The 20,170-nt window shown below is 39.0% G+C and carries 15 protein-coding genes and 2 tRNA genes; 10 read left to right on the top strand and 7 right to left on the bottom strand.

The genetic code is table 11. The features are described from left to right. Positions 1–211 precede the first annotated feature (211 nt). The 7 genes from ABT310_RS09060 (at position 212) to ABT310_RS09090 (ending at position 6,906) form a co-directional block, all read left to right on the top strand. Positions 212–709 carry a hypothetical protein gene (locus tag ABT310_RS09060; RefSeq protein WP_375323584.1) on the top strand — a complete coding sequence of 166 codons (498 nt, stop codon included), beginning with the start codon at positions 212–214 and terminating at the stop codon, positions 707–709. A gap of 221 nt (positions 710–930) precedes the next feature. Beyond that, a complete protein-coding gene (locus ABT310_RS09065) occupies positions 931–1,764 on the top strand; it encodes a helix-turn-helix domain-containing protein (RefSeq protein WP_375323585.1) in 834 nt (277 codons plus the stop codon). Between the two features lie 161 nt (positions 1,765–1,925). Continuing rightward, positions 1,926–2,978, top strand: coding sequence for a GNAT family N-acetyltransferase (locus ABT310_RS09070; protein WP_375323586.1), 1,053 nt, complete (start codon positions 1,926–1,928; stop codon positions 2,976–2,978). 19 nt (positions 2,979–2,997) lie between these two features. Then, positions 2,998–3,735, top strand: a complete 738-nt coding sequence (locus tag ABT310_RS09075) for a ferritin-like domain-containing protein (RefSeq protein WP_375323587.1) — start codon at positions 2,998–3,000, stop codon at positions 3,733–3,735. Between the two features lie 10 nt (positions 3,736–3,745). Then, positions 3,746–4,465, top strand: coding sequence for a redoxin domain-containing protein (locus ABT310_RS09080; RefSeq protein ID WP_375323588.1), 720 nt, complete (start codon positions 3,746–3,748; stop codon positions 4,463–4,465). Next, entirely contained in the window at positions 4,455–5,528 is a 1,074-nt protein-coding gene (locus ABT310_RS09085) for a hypothetical protein (RefSeq protein WP_375323589.1), read from the top strand. The genes ABT310_RS09080 and ABT310_RS09085 overlap by 11 nt, the downstream gene beginning before the upstream one ends. Before the next feature lie 88 nt (positions 5,529–5,616). Next, complete coding sequence (locus tag ABT310_RS09090) at positions 5,617–6,906, top strand: cytochrome P450 (RefSeq protein WP_375323590.1); 1,290 nt, start codon at positions 5,617–5,619, stop codon at positions 6,904–6,906. Here the strand turns inward: ABT310_RS09090 and ABT310_RS09095 are convergent. The 6 genes from ABT310_RS09095 to mutS form a co-directional block, all read right to left on the bottom strand. Further along, the gene (locus ABT310_RS09095) at positions 6,903–9,095 is read right to left on the bottom strand and encodes an RND family transporter (protein WP_375323591.1); all 2,193 of its coding nucleotides are present in this window, start codon (positions 9,093–9,095) and stop codon (positions 6,903–6,905) included. The genes ABT310_RS09090 and ABT310_RS09095 overlap by 4 nt on opposite strands. 526 nt (positions 9,096–9,621) lie before the next feature. Beyond that, entirely contained in the window at positions 9,622–10,809 is a 1,188-nt protein-coding gene (locus tag ABT310_RS09100; protein WP_375323592.1) for an amidohydrolase family protein, read from the bottom strand. A 99-nt stretch (positions 10,810–10,908) separates the two neighbouring features. Then, entirely contained in the window at positions 10,909–12,246 is a 1,338-nt protein-coding gene (locus ABT310_RS09105) for a serine hydrolase domain-containing protein (RefSeq protein WP_375323593.1), read from the bottom strand. A gap of 406 nt (positions 12,247–12,652) precedes the next feature. Further along, positions 12,653–12,737 (bottom strand) — tRNA-Leu (locus tag ABT310_RS09110). A 42-nt stretch (positions 12,738–12,779) separates the two neighbouring features. Beyond that, positions 12,780–12,852, bottom strand: a tRNA-Gly gene (locus ABT310_RS09115). A gap of 75 nt (positions 12,853–12,927) precedes the next feature. Then, positions 12,928–15,510: a DNA mismatch repair protein MutS gene (mutS, locus tag ABT310_RS09120; protein ID WP_375326167.1), complete on the bottom strand. Its 2,583-nt coding sequence runs from the start codon at positions 15,508–15,510 to the stop codon at positions 12,928–12,930. Positions 15,511–15,809: 299 nt separating this feature from the next. Between mutS and ABT310_RS09125 the strand changes: the two genes are divergently transcribed. Continuing rightward, positions 15,810–16,343: an RNA methyltransferase gene (locus ABT310_RS09125; protein WP_375323594.1), complete on the top strand. Its 534-nt coding sequence runs from the start codon at positions 15,810–15,812 to the stop codon at positions 16,341–16,343. Positions 16,344–16,463: 120 nt separating this feature from the next. Here ABT310_RS09125 and folK read toward each other — a convergent pair whose 3' ends face one another. Beyond that, positions 16,464–17,609, bottom strand: coding sequence for a 2-amino-4-hydroxy-6-hydroxymethyldihydropteridine diphosphokinase (gene folK / locus ABT310_RS09130; RefSeq protein ID WP_375323595.1), 1,146 nt, complete (start codon positions 17,607–17,609; stop codon positions 16,464–16,466). Between the two features lie 70 nt (positions 17,610–17,679). Between folK and sppA the strand changes: the two genes are divergently transcribed. Together sppA and ABT310_RS09140 are read left to right on the top strand one after the other, a co-directional pair. Beyond that, entirely contained in the window at positions 17,680–19,440 is a 1,761-nt protein-coding gene (sppA, locus tag ABT310_RS09135) for a signal peptide peptidase SppA (RefSeq protein WP_375323596.1), read from the top strand. A gap of 4 nt (positions 19,441–19,444) precedes the next feature. Continuing rightward, positions 19,445–20,152, top strand: a complete 708-nt coding sequence (locus ABT310_RS09140; protein ID WP_375323597.1) for a queuosine precursor transporter — start codon at positions 19,445–19,447, stop codon at positions 20,150–20,152. Positions 20,153–20,170 lie beyond the last annotated feature (18 nt).

Here is a 20,170-nt window from a genome sequence, read left to right on the forward strand (position 1 = left end):
ATACTTGAAATAATGAAAAACCACTGAATTGTGACTTTCCAATCCCCAATTTTATGGTAAATGATCATTTTTTGAAAGCACTATAAATTTTTTTCAAAGGTTTTTTACTGATTTGTAATACCCTTTCAAAGGGTTAAATCGCAATTTAGCAGTGTAATTAAAGGCCGCCAATTACAAATCCAATAAATGTTCAATCTTAAAATCTAGAGTCATGAAATCATTATTTATTTTATTGTTCGCATTGTGTCTTGCAATGCCCTCTTTCGCACAGGAAGAAACTGAAAAAACCGTAGAACTTTCCGAAGTTACTGTTGGAGCAGCTAACTACACTTACCTTGGTGTAGTACTTGATTATCGTTTTCCCGCGGTAGTAACCAATTTGGAAACCCAAGCGGCAGAATATGACGTCCGTAAATCAAAACTCTTCTCTAAAGATGTAGAAGAATATGAGATTACATTTTCACATGATCAAGGGCATATCATTGCAACTTATGATCAAAATGGAATGATTACCCAAGCAATCGAAAGATACTACAACATTACTTTTCCTTTGGATATCAGACAACAGGTATATTCAGAAAACCCTGGTTGGATGATCAATAAAGATGCTTATGTTGTTTCGTATGATTATGGAAGGGATGTGAAAAAGAAAGGGCGGTTCCAGTTAATGAAGGACGGCAAGAAAAAGAACGTAACTATTGATTTTTAATCTGAATTAGTACTGTATGCGAATATTTGAATTAGCTAGCGTATCTTAAAATCCGGCAGAAATTTTCAAGCCGGATTTTTTGTTTTTACTGTACACCATGACCAAAATCTCCAAGTTCAATTTAAAAATTGAACCCATATTTTTTGTAACTTAATAAGGCGCCAAATCAAAGTCAATTCCAATGGTAACCCATTCGTCCGATGAAACACAATGGTTTTATTTTGAAAGCAAAACAGGTTGTCCTAACCAACCTGTCCAACGAGCATTTTGGGGTAAAAGCTTTAGCCAGTTCCATGGCTGTAAGTCGTTCGGAACTGTATAAGATCATTAAAAAGGAAACCGGAAAATCCGCCACGCAATTTATTCGCGAAATCAGATTGGAAAAAGCCTTTGAGCTGCTCAAATCGCATGAACACCATATTTCTGATATTTCCTATATGGTAGGTTTTGGAAGTCCAGCATATTTCACCAAAAGATTTAAGGAATATTATGGTTTTTTGCCAAGTGACTCCCATTTGCTCCATCAATATAGTCCCGAGGATAATCTGAACCCTATGGCAAGCCCCAAGTTTTTTTTAAGAAGCACTAATATGATATGGGGTGCCAGTTTGGTTGCATTAATGGTGCTTTCAGCATTTGCATTATGGAACTGGAATAGTGGTGACCTTGAAAATTCCATTGCCGTACTGCCCTTTGAAGATGTAAGTCCTAGCCAAGATCAAGCTCATTTTTCGGAAGGGATTAGTGAGGCAATCATCAATAAGCTTACACAGAATAGTGAGTTTACGGTGATAGGGAAAACATCCTCCTTCTTTTACAAGGATAAAGACCTGATGTTGGAGGAAATCGGGAAGCATTTGGAGGTCGCTTATATTTTGGAAGGCAGTGTTCGGAACTTAGGCGATTATTACCAAATCACGGTACAATTGATCTACACTAAAAATGGATTACAGGTATGGTCCCAAACTTTTGCTAGCCTAACCAATGATCCATTAAAAGCACAAGAAGAGTTGGCAGAAAATATAGCAGAGGAGTTGGAATTTGTTCTGCTTTAATATAAAATTCAAATATTTTGCTGACGCTTGGTCAAAATAAAAATTCGTAACATCCAATCACCTCATATCAGTTCGATTGGCTGATACAACTTCATATAATTTACCTATCTTTAAAGAGCTACTCTACAGAATGTTATGTTTTATTTTAATCATCGCAGTACATGATTAATTATCGGTTGGCCACATTAAAGGACAATGAGCAATTGTTATATCTGACAAGGTCAACAGGTATGTCCGGCAATATGGGGTTGCGCATAGATCGATTTCCAAATTTCTTTGACCTTACCAGCCTTAGAGGAAAAACCCATGTTTTTGTTGCAGAAGAGGATGATGAAATTGTTGGATGCATCAGTGTTTCGGACCAATTGTTTTATGTGGAAAATGAAAAACACCCCTTGTATTACATTAGTGATTTTAGGGTGGCAAAAAACCATAGGAAAAAAGGGATAGGGTTGCAGTTGACAAACGAAGTGGTCAAGTATTTGGATAAAAACAAGGCTGATTTTGCTTTTTTAAACGTTTCCAAGGGCAATAAAAGGCCTTTTGTTTTTTTTAGTAACCGAGGTGATTATCCCGATTTTGAAAATATTGGAACATTTGAGACCTATGAGTTTGTTGGCTCCAAAAGGCAGAAATCGGTGAAGGGTTTATCCATAGAGGTTGTGGAGGAGTCCGCAGAATTGATTGATTTTTTTAACGCATTCTACTCAAAGCATCAATTGGCTCGTGTAATAAGTGCCGAAGAATTAAAGAACACTAAATTGGTTGTAGTTCGAAAAGCAAATAATATTGTAGGGGCTATGGCTTTGGTGGACACCATGGGGATGAAGCAAAATGTGCTATTGAAAATTCCCGTTCACCTTAAGGTTGGTGTCTTTATCATAAATGGGTTGGCAAAACTTATGGGTTGGTCTGCCCTTCCAAAAGAGTTCGAGCCGGTAAAAATGCTTTATATAAGGTATCTGGCAGTGCCCGATTATAACAAGCAAATTATTTCCCTACTAATATCCAACGCAAAAAAACAAGCTTACCAGAAAGGATATTCTTTTGTCTCTATCGGATTTCATCAACGTGATCCCATAATTAAAAAACTTCCAAAAGTGCTCAAGTTCACCTTTTACTCTGTAGGTATGTTGGTCAGCATGAAACGCAGTGATCATTTGATGCAGAAAATAAGAAACGGTGTTCCCTATATAGATTACTCCATTATTTAATTTAAAATCTAAGACAGGTATGGAAAAACTTAGTTATGACCCAAAAAGTAAAGAAGTGTTGGAGGTGCTTTCCGATGTTTTTTCACAGGCAATTACTGGCGAACTAATCGGCATGTCCAATTTTGCATCGATGGCAGGGGCCATTGACGATCCCCATGAAAAAATGGAAGCAGTGGAACATGCGGATAGTGAAAGGCAACATGCTGAAGGTTTTATGGCCCAAGCAGAAAGAATGGGGCTCAAGGTTAAGGTAAATCTGGAAGGAGAATATTGGGGTAGGGTGCGTAAACTGTTTTTATCCTATGCTGAGAAAAACGATTTTATTGCTTGTTTGGCCATTCAAGAAATTATGTTGGAGGCTTTTGCAGTTTCTATGTACACCGACGTAGGTAAGGCATTGGATAATGAGGCGGGCAAATTGTTTCTGTCCATAGCAGAAGAAGAAAAGGAACATATGGAGCATTCCACAGAATTTCTTCGTGATGAATTGAAAAAGGACAAGGATAAATTCTTAAAAAAGTTTGAACAGCTCCACAAAGATTGCATGACGATTCTTGCAGAGTTTTCGTTGACCAGTACTTGTAAAGATAGTTGTGGCGTTTGTAATGGCAATTGTATGAAAAGTGCTCTGCCAATAGTGGGGTTGGATGTTGGTTCCATGAGAGGCAATGCGCTATCTCTTTATGCAAGGGCGTTAGATCATATCGGAATTCCTGGGGAGCAATCCATTAAATGGATTGCCAATTTGCCAGCTTAAATAAATCGGCATGTTAAAAAGGCACACCAAAGTACAGTTACCACCTTATTTAATAATGAGTGGTCTGTACATTATTGGCAAATATGCTATAACTCCATTCTTGTTTATGTTTAGGAAAATGGGCATGGAACCAAACATTGCCCGAAAATTGGATGCAAGCTGTAATCGTGCCGTGTTGCCTTTAACTGAATCCTCTGATTCCAAAACTCGTGTCGATGTGGTCCCAAAAATTACCATAGGGGAAAAAATGCCCAAAGTAAGGGTTAAATATCCCGATGGCACTTTTGGTCGCCTTGATGAGGTGGCCCAAGCACCAATGTTGCTAATTCTTATCAGGGGCAGTTGGTGTTCCTATTCCCGGCTTCATCTATTGGATTTAATGAATCACAAAGAAGAATTTATGCAATCAGGAGTCCAATTAATGGCAGTTTCCAGTTATGATGACTCCCAAAAATGGGAATCAATGGGTGTTGATGTTCCCATGTGTGTAGACGTAACGGGCGATGTCTTTGATGCATTCGGCATTAAAATAAAATCGTGGACCGAATTTGCTTGGGGTAGGATCTTACCCCATGAATCTGCTTTTTTGTTCGGTGACAACAAAAAACTATTGGCATTTGATGTGCGTAAAGTAAGTGGAATTCAACCGGGACAAAAATTTTTGGGCAGTGGTGCATGGCTGAATATCATCAATTTTAAATTGACAAACAAGGTGATTGATGGAGAATGAGACCACTATTGATTTTGCGGTAATTGGCCATCAAGATAATTGGCCCTCCGTGCAATCCATCATCAATGGGATGAGGTTGGGTGAAAATGAGCCGCTAACCGTGGAGCAAATCAAAGGCACATATAGTTACATTCCGCCGCGTAGTATTTTTAAAATGACCGCGAAGTCCAAAACAGGTAAAACGGTCCATGGAATTTATATCGAAACTTTTATAGATCCAGATGAGTTGACGCCTCACTTTTTGAGAAAAAATATCAATAAAGTCAATGAAGCCATAAACGTGGCAATTCACCAAAAAGCTAAAATAATTGCCTTGGGAGGTTTTACTTCCATTGTTTTGGAAGGAAATCTTTCCCAATTTGATACTTCGGCCTCCAAAATCACCACAGGTAATACGTTGACCTCGGCCTATATTTTAAAGGGAATATCCGAAGCTGTCAATAAACTTGATAAGCGTTTGAAAGATTGCAATGTGTTGATTATTGGTGCCACAGGGGATATTGGAACAGCTTGTAGTCATTATTTGTGCAATAGGGTCAGTGCATTGTTGTTGAATGCCAGAAATGGAAGAAAGTTGGAAGCTTTTGTTCAACAATTCACCGGTTCTACCGCCCAGATTACATGGAGTACCCATCTTGAGGAACTTATTCCTATGGCCGACATTATTATTTGTGTAGCTAGTTCGGCTTCCATTGAAATAAAAAATCATAAAAAGGATGTAATTATTTGCGATGCAGGATATCCTAAAAATCTAGATTCAAAAATAGAGGAGGGGAATGATGTGTTTGTATTTCATGGGGGTATGGGAACGGTAAATTATGGTTATGATTTTATGCCAGATTACCGGGAGCATTTTTATAATTATCCAAAACCTCATATTGCACACGGTTGCATTTTGGAGGCGGTTGTATTGGCATTTGAGCAGAAATTTGAAAATTTTTCGTCGGGCAAAGGGAATATTAAAATCGAAAACATAGATAAAATCCATGAACTAAGTGTAAAACATGGTGTGGAATTGGCACCCTTTTATAATTCAAAAGGGCTATGTGAAATTCCAATGTAATAATCAATTGAAAAGTAAATTGAAATCAGGTATACAAAAGTCGCAGGGCATAAAAAAGTCAATCTTATTTGGACATACCCGGAGCGTATTGAAAAATCCGATTGCATTCTTGAACGATGTGGTTATGACCCAAAAGCCCATAGTTTCGGTTAGGGTTGCGAGTAAAAAATATTTGATCGTTCAACATCCCGAAGTCCTAAAATATATTTTTTCGGAAAACCCTAAAGCTTTTTCCAAGCATGGCATCACTAAAATACTTCGCTACTTTTTTGGAGAGGGCTTGGTGACCAGTAATGGAGATGTTTGGGAAAAAAAACGCAGGCTAATTCAGCCATGCTTTCACAAAAAGCAATTGATTCAGATTTTTCAGATTATCAAAGAAGAAACAGATGTTTTCGTGGAAAAGCTCAATGGGTATCCGGCAAACGCAGCGCTCAATGTAAACCAAGAATTGTTGGCGCTGAATGTATCCATAGTTTTCAAGGCGTTATTTGGTTCATCCCTGGAAAATCAATCAAAAGAGATGCTGGGTATTTTGGAAGAGCTCAATCGTTTTGCCACTAAATGGATGAGGAGTCTGATAAAACTTCCTTTGAATTGGCCGACCAAAAGCAATAGAAAATTTCACGAAAACTGTAACCGTTTTGATGCTATTTTATACAAAGTAATTCGAGATAGAAGGGAGGGGAATGTAAATGATTATGATGACTTGTTGTCCACATTAATGCAATATAGAGATGAAAATTCTGGGGAGGGAATGACGGATAAACAATTGCGAGATGAGATGACGACAATATTTATGGCCGGTCATGATACCACGTCGCAAACCATGGGTTGGATTTTGTACGAGCTCGCATTGAACTCCGATATTCTCTATAAAATACGGGAAGAGATAGATCAAAATCGTGACATTTATCCACCTTTCGCAGATCAACTTCAACAATTCAAATATACCAATCAAGTGATAAAAGAAGGACTTCGACATTACCCTGCAATCAGTGCTGTAATGCGAAAGCCGAAGGAAGTGGTAGAGGTTAATGGGGTTAACATTGGTCCTTCGGCTAATTTGCTCATCAATATCTATGGGATGCACCATCATCCAAATTATTGGGAACACCCAGAAAAATTTGATCCTGGGCGTTTCGATCCCGAAATGGACAAAAAAAGAGCCGCCTATGTGTTTTTTCCATTTGGGGGTGGACCAAGGTATTGCATTGGTAGTGGATTTGCGATGATGACCATGCAGGTTGTTTTACTGCAAATGGTTAAAAACTTCAATTTTGAGATACCCCAAGGATTTCAGCCAGAAATTGAACCAAACATTACTTTAAAAGCTAAAGGTGGCATTCGGTTGATCTTTCGTAAGGCCACTATTTAAAGATGTTTTCTAAAGAGTGTGAGGATTAATATAGGTGCCAAAACAAGGTCGACCGCTAAAGTGGTTAGTAAAATTAAGGTCATGAGCAATCCAAAAGTGAACATTTCATTGTAGTTGGAAAACATGAGTATAGAAAATCCGCCCAATAGGATAATGCTAGTGGCTATAATGGCCTTTCCACATTCTGCTAGTGCAGTTTTTAAGGCTAAATCCACAGAAGCACCTTTTTTGCGTTCCCATTGAAATTTGCTCAATAAGTGAATCGTGTCGTCAACTGCAATTACAAAAGCAATAGTGAAGATTATGGAGGAGCCTGCGCGTAGTTCCAATTGTGTGAAACCCAAAATACCGGCACCGATTAGTATGGGAAGAAGGTTTAATAACAATGCCAAGGCTGTGTAGCTCCATTTTTTAAAAATAAGCCCCAAAACCACAGCAACCAACAGTATGGCAAGTAACAATCCTTCCATCATTTCTGTAATTCGCTTTTCGTGGGCTCTATCAAATAAATAGTCCATTCCCGTAATGCGCAAGGTAGCTTTCGAAGTATCGATTAACTGTCGACTGTGTTCCAGAATTTCTTTGGTTTTGGCAGCAATTTCATGCCGACCAAAATCCTTCATTTGGGCATTGAATTTATACAAGGTCTTTTCCTTGTCCATGAGGTAATTGGTAGTGGATATTCGATTAATATCTTTGTTGAATTGTTGAATATCTTCATTTTTTAGATTCCATTTGAGACTATTTTTTATAGTTGGTTCATAGGCCTGTTGCAACATTTTGTAAAATATTATGGGCGATTTCACGTGGTTCAAATAGGACAACCCCACCAAATAACTGTGAATTTGATGGGTTGCTTGCAACATTTCAGGGCTATCCAAAGGACTGCCGTTTTTTGATTCCAAAAGCATTTCAAAAGTTCGGGAGCCTCCCATTTGGGATTCAAAAAAAGAATAATCGGATTTTAATTCGCTATTGGTTGGAATGGAATATTGGATGTTATTGGTGTTTATTGAAAACATCCCGAAAAGTGATATCATCAGCAAAACCCCAGAGAAAATAAATACAGTTTTTGGTCGAGAATAAAGTTTTTCAAAAGTTTTATGCAAGTTGCGGGCAATTTCTGTAAACCTTCCACTCAATTGAAATGTATTTGAGTTATTGGAGCTTAAAAAATAGGTAGGTGCCAGCAGTAGGGTAACTATAAATGTGAGGATAACGGCAATTCCCGCTTGTAATCCAAATTCCCTTAATACTTTCATAGGGGAAAGTTTCAAAATAAAAAATCCAATGGCCGTAGTAAAAGAAGTAATAAAAATAGCCCTGCCGATTTCTTTTAGTGCTAATCGAAATGCTGTTTTCGAGTGATGCCCCAGTTTAATTTCTTTGTTGTGTTTAATGGAAAGATGTATGATGTCAGATATCCCAACAATAAGCACTATAGTTGGGAACAAATTGGACATGATGTTAAAGGGAGTGTTAAAAAATACCATTCCCCCCATAAAGATGATCAGGGAGATACATACCAGTAGGATTGACAAAATTGCGGCTCTAACCGAGCTGAAAATAAAAAGTAGGGAAAGGCCTAAAAATAGTAAGGCCCAAATTGCGATCTTTTGGGTTTCCAGCTTTGTAATTTCATTTAACTCTTTTTGTAAATAGGTTTTTCCCCATCGATGAATTGTCAAGTTTTTGTGTATGTCAACGACTGAATCAATGGATTTTAAAGTCTGCTCAACTAGGGTTTCATTCTCAGGATCTTGAAGTTCGAAATAGATAAAAAGAACATTGCCTTCCTTGTTCAGAAAATTACCGGTAAACGAAAAATCCCGAACAATTTTACGTTTTTGACGTTCTAGATCTTTATTTAAATCTAGATAAGGAACCCAAACGAGACCTGTGAGTGATTTTATCGGATAGGATAAATTGGTTATTGACCGAATATTATTTCTTCCCTCAATATCTTTTAGGTTTTGAACAAAAGAATCTACCTGGTATAAAAAGTCTTTCTCGTAGATGGTTGTTTCGTTCTTTATGCCAAATATTAAAATAGCATGATTGTCCTTAAGTTGGGTTTTTATATTCTGATAATACTGGTATTCAGGGTCGTTATCGGGAAGAAATTGTGAAAAATCCGTATTAATTTTAATGGATGGGAGTAGGAAAGCAGCCCAAATGGTTAAGGCCATTAAAAGTACAAGAAAGTAAAACTTATATTTTAAAAATACTCCAATCATCTCTCTGAAAATAAACCCTTTATGAATTTAAGGATTTAATTGGTAGCATTGAGATTGCCAGATATAAAGCGACTGCAACTGAACAGGCGCCAACTTTAATACATTAGCACAAAGTGGGACACAGCTTTTCTTGTACGATTTGTACAATACAACAATTACGGGGGGTTGAACGGCAATAGTTGATAACCCGGCCTTACTAAAAAGGGCTAACAAGAAAGTTGTCACGAATGCACTGATTTTATCAATAGGTGTTTTTCCACCATTAATGGTTGGCCAGAACCGCATTTGTTAACACTTACCACTAAATCAGTTAGAGCAAATGGATTAAGTACTAGAATCAGCCTAATGATTAAAAGCTTCTCAAGAATCAAAGACAGGTGTAACGCCCAACTAAAATGAGAATGCGCCCCAGTAGCTAGAAGCACCGAAGCTTTCGTTTAGCATTGTCCTTTCAAATGACTCAGTTCGCATATTCATTTTAGTGTTTGTTGAATGGAGTTATTTTGATCCCTTCTTTCCAAATGCTTACTATATTTTCGATATCATAGATATTTGATGTGGGATCTCCCTTGACCAATACAAAATTGGCAAAACTCTTTTCCCGAATGAATCCTTTAGATCCAAGACTGAATTGTTGAGAAGGATTTGATGTGGCCGATTTTAATGCGTCAATTGGACTTAGACCATTTTCAACCAATAAAATCAATTCTTGGAATAAATCGGTACCATAGTTGATACCGAGATTGGGCGGATCTGTACCCGCCAAAAGAGGAATTCCAGCTTGATGAAGCCGGTTCATATCTTCCTTCAATAATTCCATTTGTGGGGCACCCCACTTTTCAATACACGGTTGACACTCTGAAAATTTTTGAAGGGTTAATAATGTAGGTACGATGAACAGTTGGCTGTTTTTTAAGGTGGTTAAATCTTGATCAGAAATAGGTGTAGTACCTCGGTCCCACATATGTACGATACCATCACCACCCATAGAAGCTATTTTTACTGCATCAGATCTACTACTTATGTGGGATACTGACAGCATCTCTTCTTCCTTGGCTGTTCGAATTGCTAAGGCAATCATATCATCATCTAGTGTAGGTATAGGTGTTTCTTTGGATCCGCGTTCGACAATTAATTTGATATAATCGGACCCCTCAGCCACTCGTTCTCTAATAAACTGGGGTACAGCCTCCGCGGTTTGAATTAATGGAACAGGTCCAAATTGTGATCCATGACCACCGGGAACAGTAACTGTTGGGCCAGCAGAATAATAGTAGGCATGATGACTCGAACTATCTCCCAATTGTCTAAGGGAGTCGATATTTGACCTACGATTGAACATATCTAGTAAAGTCAGTACTCCGGCTTCAACTGCCTCCTTTAAATGATCCGGATCGTAAGCATGAACATGTGCATTAATCAACCCTGGTATAAGGCACAAACCATCCCCATCTATAATGTGTTGACCTTCGAATTCGGTAACTTGGTTTGTAATGATCTTCTCAACCTTATCCTCATTGATAAATATGGTAGCTTTCTCAAATACCTGATCTCCATCAAAGAGTTTTACATTTTGAATAATGAGATCGTATTTGTTAGCATCATTCTCATTTGTACAAGATCCAAAAAGTACAATATTGAGGATTATGAATCCAAACTTTTTCATGTTAGATCATAGTTAATTTTGGGTAATTCTTAATTCCATACAACGCTTTTGATAAAATGAGTTTTAATTCATTTTATCTATTGTTGTAGTTTGTTTTAACTAGTTAAATAAATCAGATTTGGCGATCATCCTTGATATTAAAGGTAGTTTGTTTTCATTGTTATTTTCGTCTTTACTTCCGAAATATGCAATAACTAAATCCTTTTTGGGAGAAACATATAATCCAGACCCTCCAAAACCTGCTTTCCAAAAATCACCATCTTCCATAACAAATTCCCATTGGTATGTCTCATGTTTAATAGGCTCACCGTATAGTAAGTTTTTAGTATTTGAATCATTATCGGTAAACCAGTCAGTACTTTTAGTTTCTAATAATAATTTTGGTCGTCCTTCCATTTGAATTGCCTCAAGATGTCTGGTAGAAACAACAGGATTATTATTTCTTCTGCCTGAGGGTGTGTAGAGCATCCCTAGACGGGCTAAATCTCTCAAAGTAGAACTAAATCCAAGAGGTGACGCTGATCGGCCAAATGCTGCATTCATTATTACTGCGTCAGACATAGCTCCAGATTTTTTCCAGATCTCTTGCTCAATAAAGTTTGAATACTTTTGACCGCTTACTTCTTCAATTAATGCAGATAGGATAAGGGGATTAATGTCGGCATATTCAAAAACTTCGCCCGCCGGTCTGTGTGAGGCAATTTCAGCAAAATATTCAAGTGGATTTTCTAAGGCCATTGAAGTTTTTGGCCACCCCCATACAAGAAGCGATTTTTTAAAACAATCACCGCCATGTGCTTCACTTGGAACACAATCGAGACCAGAAGTCATGTCCAGAAAATCAATGACTTTAATTTTTCCTGCATGACTCCCCTTTAACTTAGGGATATATACTTCCACAGGGTCTTCTGTATTAATTTTCCCCTGATCAATTAATATTCCGACGGAAAGAGATACCAATATTTTTGAAATTGACATATAAGTATGTTTATCATCTGGAAGCATCCGTGGATAGGATTCAAAAACAATATTCCCTTTATGTATTACAATTGCACCGTTTGTTGGTGAATTATTTATGTAATTTTTAAAGATGAAGTCTTTCTTATCCAATGCAAATTGAAATTGAGCTACATCTTCGCGAAGATGAATCGGTAGACATTTTTTGTATTGACCAGCTTTTATAATTGTATGTGGCCAAAACTCAGAAAAATGAAGATAAATATATCTGGAAGCATCACCTTGCAACGCCCAGGACTCAAAATCATCCCAGTTTTCATCATTAAATCTTTGATGTACCTTTTTAGATTTTTCCAGTGAAAAATCGATATAGTCACTTTCAGGAAAACCTTGATCATTAAAATTACTTTCAACAGTTTTTTGATTTTGTGTGCAAGAACACAATGTCAATAAAATAAATATTTGGATAGCAGACTTCATTTAGTTCTATTTTATAAACTACAACGGTTCGGCTAAGTGTAGTGGGGAGGCAAGGAAATTTTTGGTTTCCTCCTGTCGACGTAGCTAAAGCTTATTGTTTTGCTTTTTCTTTTTTTGTCCCAAAGCTAAATCCATAAGATTTAGCGACATAATAAATATACACAGATCTTTCGGTTTTGCCTTGATACATTAGCACAAAGTGGGACATCGGATTTCCTGCATAGCCTATACAATACAACCATTGCGGGGGTTGGCACAGCAATAGATAAGAGCTATTTTATTGGTTTTTGTTGTGTGTTGAGAAGGTATTGGACAAAAAAACACTACTAAAATAACATCGTTGGATAATTGTTGTCTAACTAAAAACAAAAAACCCTGAAAATCAACTGATTAACAGGGTTAAATGTACTCGAGGCGGGACTTGAACCCGCACGGGCATAATGCCCACAGGATTTTAAGTCCGGCGTGTCTACCAATTCCACCACTCGAGCAGGACTTAAACAAAAAAACGCTGCAAGCAGCGTTTGATGTAGAGCGAAAAACGGGATTCGAACCCGCGACCTCCACCTTGGCAAGGTGATGCTCTACCAACTGAGCTATTTTCGCATTTTAAAGAACTTTGCACTTTTCCCAAGCGCGGATGCAAATTTAATACATTTCTTTAAACTAAAAAGAATTTTTTCAGGAAGTCGCCTTTTTCTTTTTGCCCAACATTCTTTTGATCTCGTTCAATTTCATCAAAGCCTCCACAGGTGTCAGAGTATCAATATCCAAGTGCAAAATTTCCTCTTTGATCTCTTCCAACAAAGGGTCGTCCAAATTAAAGAAACTCAATTGCATCTCGTCTTGTGATGCTTGCAATTTGTCCGTCATCTCTTCACTGGAATGGGATTTTTCCAGTTTTTTGAGGATTTTATTTGCTTTCTGGATCACCTGTTGTGGCATTCCTGCCATTTTCGCTACGTGGATTCCGAAGCTATGCTCACTCCCGCCAGGTGTCAATTTTCGTAGAAAAAGTACATTGTCTTCCAATTCCTTGACCGAAACATTAAAGTTTTTGATTCTGGAAAATGTGTTGGTCATTTCGTTGAGTTCGTGGTAGTGGGTCGCAAAGAGCGTTTTTGCCCTTGCCGGATGCTCATGCAAATATTCCGAAATGGCCCATGCAATGGAAATTCCATCGTAGGTGCTGGTTCCCCGCCCAATTTCATCCAAGAGTACCAGACTACGTTCCGATAGATTGTTCAAAATAGAAGCGGTTTCATTCATCTCAACCATAAAGGTCGACTCCCCCATCGAAATGTTATCGCTGGCGCCCACACGGGTAAATATTTTATCCACCAATCCAATCTGGGCCTCCGAAGCAGGAACAAAACTTCCCATTTGGGCCAACAATACAATCAGGGCGGTTTGGCGCAATAGTGCCGATTTACCACTCATGTTGGGACCAGTGATCATAATGATCTGTTGTACTTCCCGATTCAGGGTCACATCGTTGGTCACATAACTTTCCCCAAGCGGAAGTTGTTTCTCGATTACTGGGTGACGACCTTCCTTAATATTGAGTTCGGTAGAGTCATCAACCAAAGGTTGCACATAATTGTTTTCGATGGCCAATTGGGCAAATCCACACAAACAATCCAATTGCGCAATCAAATTGGCGTTGCGTTGAACAGGGGAAATATATTCTTGCATCCACACCAACAACTGCTCAAAAAGCTGCTGCTCCAACTGGTAAATGCGCTCCTCGGCACCTAAAATTTTAGCTTCGTATTCTTTAAGTTCTTCGGTGATGTAGCGTTCCGCATTCACCAAGGTCTGTTTTCGTATCCAACTTTCGGGCACCTTGTCCTTATGCGTATTTCGAACTTCAATATAGTAGCCAAAAACGTTGTTGGAAGCAATTTTCAGAGAAGTGATTCCCGTTTGCTCCGATTCACGCTCCAACATTTTATCCAAATAATCCTTGCCAGAAAAAGCCAAGTTGCGCAATTCGTCCAGTTCTTCGGAATAGCCTTGGGCAATGGTGTTGCCTTTGGCAATGTTGATGGGCGCTTCCTCGTTCAACACCTCTTTGATTTTGGAACGAAGCACTTCGCAAGCATCCAAATTTTGTCCAATTTGTTGAAGCGAAGCATTACTACTTTCTTGCGCCAATAGTTTAATGGGAACAAGAGCTTCCAAGGAATTTTTAAGCTGCACCACTTCCTTTGGATTGATTTTACCCGTGGCCAATTTCGAAATCAAACGTTCCAAGTCGCCCATGGGTTTGATCCAACGCTGTGCTTTTTCCAATTGTTGTGTTTCCTTCTTCAAATAAGAAACAACCTCATGGCGTTGCTCAATCTTCTCCTTGTTTTTTAAAGGAAGCGCCAACCAACGTTTCAACATACGTCCCCCCATAGGAGATAGGGTGTTGTCTATAATATCCAATAAGGTCACCGCATTTTGGTGGGGAGAATGGTACAATTCCAAATTACGGATGGTAAATCGGTCCATCCAAACATATTCCTCTTCGGCAATCCGTTGAATGTTGTTAATATGCTGTAAACGGCTATGCTGCGTTTCTGATAGGTAATGCAACACCGCTCCCGATGCTATGATTCCATGGTTGAGGTGGTCAATGCCAAAACCCTTAAGGGTTTTTGTGCCAAAATGATTGTTCAAGCTTTCTTGTGCGTAATCCTCTTGAAAAATCCAATCCTCCAAAAAGAAACTGTGCAATTGGCTGCCAAATAGCTCCAAAAACTCCTTTTTATGCTTTTTGGAAATCAATACCTCATTGGGTGAAAAATTCTGAAGTAGTTTATCCACCTGTTCAGAAGAACCCTCAGCGGTTAAAAACTCTCCTGTGGAAATATCCAAAAAGGAAATTCCCAATTTGTTTCTCCCAAAATGAACGGCACTTAAAAAATTGTTGCTCTTGGCAGAAAGAATATCATCGTTCAAGGCAACTCCGGGGGTCACCAATTCGGTAACACCTCGTTTTACAATGCTTTTGGTTTGTTTGGGGTCTTCCAGTTGGTCGCAAATGGCCACGCGTTGTCCCGCTTTCACCAATTTTGGCAAATAGGTGTTCAATGAATGATGTGGAAAACCTGCGAGCTCAGTTTTATCTCCACCATTGTTACGGTGGGTGAGAATAATGCCCAATATTTTGGCTGCTTTCACGGCATCCTCACCAAAGGTTTCATAAAAATCCCCCACACGGAACAACAACAGCGCATCAGGATGTTTGGTCTTGATGGTGTTGTACTGCTGCATTAAAGGAGTAACCTTCTTTGTTTTGTTCTTGGATGCCAAAGCAAACTCTTTAATCGTTAAACAATAATTAGCATATTGTCATTCCGCACGGCTGCTGAGCGCCCGCCTGCGGCAAGCAGGTAGTCGGAGCTAGATGCGGAATCTAATTTATTCTGTTGAATGGATTCCTGTTTTCACAGGAATGACATTCCCTAGCGGATATTTCTTTTATTTTTGCCCGATAAATGGGGAAAACGAATATATCGTTTTCATCCTCCACCAAAAATAATTGTTGATATTTTACCCTCAATGTTTAAAAAATGAGCAGAAAATTGGAGAATAGCGAGCTGGAACGATTGGATGTTGAAGGCTTCAAACAGGCAAATAAAACCCCGATCATCATTATTTTGGACAATATCCGATCTTTGAACAATATCGGTTCGGTATTTAGAACAGCAGATGCTTTTTTGGTGGAGAAAATCTATCTCTGTGGTATTACGGCAACGCCTCCACATAAGGATATCCGAAAAACAGCATTGGGTGCCACCGAAAGTGTAGATTGGGAATATAGGAAAGATACATTGGAGTTGGTTGCGGACTTGAAGCACAGCGGCGTTCAGATTGTTACGGTGGAGCAGGCCGAGGATGCTGTAATGCTCAATCAATTTTCACCAGAACCAAAAAAGACCATAGCCCTTATTTTCGGGAACGAAGTTAAGGGAGTGGCCCAAGAGGTGGTGAGTGCTAGTGATACCGTTTTGGAGATTCCGCAGTTCGGCACCAAGCATTCTTTAAATATTTCGGTAAGTGCCGGAGTGGTGGTGTGGGACCTTTGGTCCAAACTAAATGCCTGAAAATAAAAAGGCCCTGTTGAACAGGGCCATATATAAAGTCTGAGTTAGTTAGTTTCTCGAATCGAGGCTGCTAATAAAATAAAACCATTCGTTATATCCAAACATTTTCTAATAATTTTGTTAAATGATTGTCGATAAAATATTGTTTTCCAATTGCTGCAATACATGTTCGTAATCGGCTGGGTTTTGAACAAAATCAAGCTCGCTAATATCAAGAATTATGCTGTTTTGACTAGGGTGGCTTTTGATAAAATCCAAATAGCCCCGATTGATTTTATCTAGGTAAACAGGGTCAATTTTTTGCTCGTAGTCCCGACCTCTTTTTTTGATGTTCGAAAGCAAGCGTTCTGTATTTTGATGGAGGTACAGATAAATTTCTGGCTTTTTTACTTCTTTGTACATAAAATTAAAAACCTTTCGGTATAGGTTGTATTCCTCTTTTTGTAAAGTGATCTTGGCAAAAATGAGTGACTTGAAAATATCGTAATCACTCACCATAAAACTTTTAAAAAGGTCGAACTGTGAAGTATCGTCCATAAATTGTTGGTAGCGGTCTGCCAAAAAAGACATTTCCAAAGGAAATGCATACCGCGATTGATCCTCATAAAATTTGGGCAAAAAAGGGTTGTCCGCAAAACGCTCCAAAACCAATTTGGCATTAAAATCGTTCGAGATCATTTTGGAAAGCGTAGTTTTTCCAGCCCCAATATTCCCTTCGATTGCAATCAATTGCAGTTGGGTGAACAAGCCTGTTCTATCTTTGAACAATTTATGGTGGGTTTTGGTAAGCAGACTTCTATCCTTACATTCTTGGAGCAAGTTTCGAGTATCCTTCCCCAAAACAGGGTGATAAAACTGAGGGGCAATATCGCTCAACGGCTTCAAAACAAAATTACGATTTTGCATTTGCGGATGGGGAACCACCAAATGGTCATCGTTTAAAACTTCATTGCCGTAATAAATAATGTCGATATCCAAGGTGCGGGAGCTGTAACCATCATCTTGACTTCGAGTTCTGCCAAAATCGGATTCAATTTGCAATAAGGAATCTAACAGGGCTGATGGCTTCAATTCGGTCAAAAAGGAAATCACAATATTTAAAAAATCATCCCCCTCAAAACCCACGGCAGGATTTTCATAGACTTTGGAAATGTCCAATACCTGACCCACCTCCTTCTGAATGCGAAAAATAGCCTTTTGGAGGGTGGCCAAACGGTTGCCCATGTTGCTCCCCAAAGAAAGATATACCTTTTGTTTTATCACCATAATCGAATAGACAAAATAAACAAAACAATACTACAATGGTTATATTTGAAGTGTATTAAATTTTATTTGAATGAAGTTTTTGAGAAACCTACTTGCCTCTATTTTGGGGAGCCTTGTGGCATTTATGATTGTTGTGGGCATGTTTTTCATCTTTATGGCGCTGATAGGCAGTATAGAAGATGGAGTGGTTGTGAAAAAGAACAGTGTGTTGGAGCTAAGTTTTGTAGCTCCAGTTTTGGATTATACAGGGAAAGATGATAACGACCCCTTTGCCAGTTTTTGGGCAGAAGAACTTGGGTTGGATGAAATTTTGCATGCCATTGAAGTGGCCAAGAACGATGAAAATATTTCTGGAATAAGCATTACAACCGGAATTCTACAGGCAGGAATCGCGCAAACCAGTGAAATTCGTCAAGCCTTGGATGATTTTAAATCTACGGGCAAATTTGTAACGGCCCATTCCGATTTTTATACGCAAAAAGATTACTATCTGGCCAGTGTGGCCGATGAGGTGTACATCAACCCCGTGGGCACCATGGATTTTAAAGGTTTGGCTAGTGAGGTGCTCTATTATAAGGAGCTTCAGGAAAAATCTGGAATTAAAATGGAGGTGATTCGCCATGGGAAATACAAAAGTGCCGTAGAGCCGTTTTTGTCCAACACCATGAGCGATGAAAACCGTACCCAGATCAAAGAACTGATTACCTCTATTTGGGATGTGCTCATCAATGACATTTCCACGTCAAGGAATATTTCCACTTCGGATTTGAACATTATTGCCGATACCCTTGGCGGAAGAACGCCAAATTATGCCGTTGCCTCGGGACTTTTGGATGGAGCTATCTATAATGATGCCTACGAATCCATTCTTAAAGATAAAATTGGTCTTGCTGAGTCCGATAAAGTAGAATATGTGTCCCTTTCGGATTATATGTATAAGGCCAACAAAAAGAAATTGAGATCGGGAACCAATAAAATAGCCGTGATCTATGCCCAAGGTGAAATTCTGTTCGGCGAGGGCGGTAAAGATTACATCGGACAAGGCCTTATTGTGGATGCTCTAAAAAAAGCGGCAAAGAATGATAAAGTTAAGGCAATCGTACTTCGCGTAGATTCACCTGGAGGTAGTGCTCTGGTATCCGATATTATTTGGAGAGAAATGCAATTGGCCAAAAAAGACAAACCCTTGGTGGTTTCCTTTGGAAATGTAGCTGCCTCTGGTGGTTATTATATTGGTGTGGGAGGTGATAAGATTGTGGCGGAACCCACCACCATTACAGGTTCCATTGGCGTTTTTGGGACCATTCCGAACATCAATCAACTGGCTGAAAATATCGGAGTGAATGCCGAACAAGTAGGAACGAACAAAAATTCAGTGGATTATTCCTTTTTTGAACCCATGACCGATACGTTTCGTTACCAAATGCAGGAAAGTATTGAGGAGACCTACAACACCTTTTTGAAGCGAGTGGCCCAAGGCCGAAACATGAGCACCGCCGAAGTGGATAAAATTGCACAAGGTCGTGTTTGGAGCGGGGTAGATGCCCAGGCACTTGGTTTGGTGGATGAACTGGGTAACTTGGAAGATGCCATTGCCATGGCGGCGGATATGGCCGATTTGGGCAGTTATAGCATCCAAAAATATCCCAAGTACAAATCAGGATTTGAGCAGTTCCAAGAAAATTTTGGGGCCGCTAAAGCAAAAATCAGTGAAAGTTTGATCAAAGAAGAAATAGGGGCAGAGGCCTACAAAATTTTAAAAGAGTTTAAACAATTCAGCGAGCAGGAGGGCATCCAGGCCAAAATGCCGTTTAGCTTAAACATTAAATAGGGGTATGACACCAAAAGACAAGAAACTTGCCTTTTCCATTTATCTGTACCTAGGAGCCCTGTTTATCACATCCTTGGTGGTGTCCAATCTCATATTTCAAAAGTTTTTCTCGTGGAGTCCGTTTGGGGATGTCACCGTTTTTGGAGCACCCTTGTTCGAACTTTCGGTAGGGATTTTACCATATCCCATCACCTTTTTGATCACCGATTTGGTCTCCGAAATATTTGGTCAAAAAAAGGCGAACCAAGTGGTTACGGCAGGAATATTTGCCTCCTTTTTTTCGATGGGAATTATATTGATGGCGAATTATTCTACCGCCATCCCTGCTTCACCCGTAGACGATGCCACCTTTACCACAGTCTTTGGACTGTCTCCTTTAGGAGTTTTGGCGTCCATGTTGGCCTATTTGGCCGCTCAGTACATCGATATCACCATTTATCATTTTTGGAAACGAGTGACCAAGGGAAGAATGCTTTGGTTGCGAAATAACTTTTCTACTTTTTCATCCCAATTTATTGATACACTTACCGTTGTGTCTTTACTCTGTATTTTTGGAGTGCTTCCTTGGGATAAATTTTACGGACTTTTGGTCAGTGGGGTTGTTTTTAAAATAATGATTGCCTTATTGGATACGCCACTGCTGTATTTTTTCGTTTATCTAATGCGGAAAAGATTTAACTTAAAAATAGGGGAAGAAATCTCTTTGGATTAATAACTTCTCCTTTAATTT

This window comes from Flagellimonas cixiensis, from assembly GCF_042134615.1.
Lineage (GTDB): Bacteria > Bacteroidota > Bacteroidia > Flavobacteriales > Flavobacteriaceae > Flagellimonas > Flagellimonas cixiensis.